Source organism: Mesorhizobium sp. M0136 (assembly GCF_040322515.1).
Taxonomy (GTDB): Bacteria; Pseudomonadota; Alphaproteobacteria; order Rhizobiales; family Rhizobiaceae; genus Mesorhizobium.
Window position 1 is genome coordinate 1 of the sequence record NZ_JAMYTP010000062.1, and the last position, 2,292, is coordinate 2,292.

3 protein-coding genes are annotated in these 2,292 nt (G+C 65.9%); all 3 read right to left on the reverse strand.

The genetic code is table 11. The annotated features are described in order from the left end of the window. The coding region (gene tnpC / locus NKJ35_RS30730; RefSeq protein WP_352651374.1) for an IS66 family transposase at positions 1-1,451 on the reverse strand (1,451 nt) is incomplete at its 3' end. 66 nt (positions 1,452-1,517) lie between these two features. Further along, positions 1,518-1,865, reverse strand: coding sequence for an IS66 family insertion sequence element accessory protein TnpB (gene tnpB, locus NKJ35_RS30735; protein ID WP_352651376.1), 348 nt, complete (start codon positions 1,863-1,865; stop codon positions 1,518-1,520). Continuing rightward, complete coding sequence (gene tnpA, locus NKJ35_RS30740; RefSeq protein WP_352651377.1) at positions 1,862-2,197, reverse strand: IS66-like element accessory protein TnpA; 336 nt, start codon at positions 2,195-2,197, stop codon at positions 1,862-1,864. The genes tnpB and tnpA overlap by 4 nt, the downstream gene beginning before the upstream one ends. Positions 2,198-2,292: the final 95 nt, after the last annotated feature.

Here is a 2,292-nt window from a genome sequence, read left to right on the forward strand (position 1 = left end):
GCGATGCCGCGCAGGGCTCGCTCGGCTGCATTGTTCGATAGGCAAATGCGCCCATCGTCGAGGAACCGGGTAAAGGATGACCAGCGGCGCAGCATGTAGTTGAAGGCCTTGGTCAGATCGTGTCCGCGCGAGAGCTTGTCGCGCGTCTCGATCATCCAGCGCTCGAGCTCGGTGACCAGCGGCACGCTCCGCTCCTGGCGCACGGCGTGGCGTTGGGCCGGCGACAGGCCGTTGATCCCGCGCTCGATATCGAACAGGGCATCGATGCGCTTCACGGCTTCAACCGCTAGCGGATAGACCAGGTTGGGCTTCTCGCCGCGCGCCTTCTTGCGCGCCGCCGCTTCGACATCGGCCAGCTCGAACACTTTGCGCCGGCTGTGGGCCCAGCAGCTGGCTTCCAGAACAGGCGCCGGCTGACGACCCGTTGCATAGAGATCGCCATAACCGCCAAAGGCATCGGCCTGCAGAATGCCGCTCCAGCCGGCGAGATGCGCCGCGGGATGTTCGCCTCGACGATCGCGGGAATAGTAGAACACTGCCGCCGGCGGATCGGCGCCGCCGAACGGTCGGTCATCGCGCACATAGGTCCATAATCGGCCGGTATCGGTCTTGCCCTTGGCCAGGACCGGCACCGTCGTGTCGTCGCCGTGCAGACGTGAAGCGGCCAGCACATGGACTTCGAGGCGCTTGAACAGCGGCATCAGCGCCGCGGCGCCGGCGCCGACCTGGTCGGCGAGCGTCGACAGGCTGAGCGGCACGCCTTCGCGGACATAGCGTTCAGCCTGGCGGTTGAGCGGCTGATGCTGTCCGAACTTCTCGAACAGGATCATCGCCAGCAGGCCGGGACCGGCCCAGCCGCGCGGGGTGGCGTGGAACGGCGCCGGAGCCTGGCTGATCGCCTCGCAGTCGCGGCAGGTGAACTTCTCCCGAACGTGCTGGATCACCTTCCATTGCCGCGGCACCACCTCCAGCGTCTCGGTGATATCCTCAGCCAGCTTGCGCAGCCGATGACCGCCGCAGCAGTGGCAAGCGGTCGGCGCCGGCTCGACCACGCGTTCGCGCGGCAGATGCTCGGGAAATGGTTGGCGCGCCGGTCGTTTGCGCACATAAGGTGCCACCTCAGTGGTCCGGGCCGCTGCCTGCTCGGCGGCGATCTCGTCTTCCGTGGCCGTGCTCTCGAGTTCCTCGAAGGTGAGCTCCATCTGGTCGTGCAGGCGGGCTGAGCGTTCAGAACTCTGACCATGCAGCGCCCGCTGCAGCTTCCGGATCGTCAGATCCTGATGTGCGATCAGCGCCGCATCATCCGATGCCTTGGCCCTGGCGACCGCCAGTTCGGCCTCGACCAGCGCAGCGCGCGCGGCCTCGTCTTCGGCTCTGGCCAGCGCCGCGGTCAGCGCCGCTCTCAGCGCGCCGATATCGTCCGGAACAGCATCCTGGGCGGTGGCAACCATGCCCTGGAGTGAATCATAAAACGCGTCCGCTGACTCGCGGAAAATGGCGCAAACTCAAAGAAAAACTCAGCCCGCGCGCTGGGGGCGGAACGTGTGGCGCGGGTTGCGCCAATCGATCCCGTCGAGCATGTAGGCGAGCTGCGCCGGTGATATGGAAACCGTACCGGCCGCCGGCGATGGCCATAGAAACCGGCCCTTCTCGAGCCGTTTTGCATACAGCGACATGCCGAGCCCATCATGCCAGATAATCTTGATCAGATTGCCGCTACGGCCGCGGAAGACATAAAGATCGCCGGCATGCGGATCCCGGCCCAACGTCTCCTGAACCTGCAGAGCGAGGCCTTGCATTCCGCGACGCATATCGGTCCGGCCGACCGCCAACCAGATCCGCACCTGGCTCGGAACCGGGATCATGAAACGCCCAGCGCCTTCACCATCGCCGCCGCCAGTGTCGGCGGCGTGGTCAGCGGAATCCGCAGCCGCACCTTGCCGGCGATCTCCAGCTCGATCATCGCTGGCGCCGCCGGCACCTCATCGGGAACCACGACAACTTCGGCAAAGCCCGTCTCGCGGGCTCTCACCGTGCGGCGCCACTTATAGATCAGGCTGGTCGCGACATCGTACTGACGCGCCACCGCCGTCACCGTGGCCCCGGGCGCGAATGCCGCGGCCAGTATCCGGCACTGATCCTCTTCACTCCAACGACGACGACGCTCCGGCCCGGTCAATAACGTCACATGGCTCATGCTGTGCTGCTAACTACGCTCGTAAGGACGACCTTAAGAGCGCAGCCTCGCTACCATGCCATGCTCCCGCAAGGCGGCCTTCGCCGGAGGCGTAC

Coding starts and splice junctions, on each gene's coding strand:
- tnpA (WP_352651377.1), bottom strand. CDS start 2,197: ATGAGCCATGTGACGTTATTGACCGGGCCGGAGCGTCGTCGTCGTTGG.
- tnpB (WP_352651376.1), bottom strand. CDS start 1,865: ATGATCCCGGTTCCGAGCCAGGTGCGGATCTGGTTGGCGGTCGGCCGG.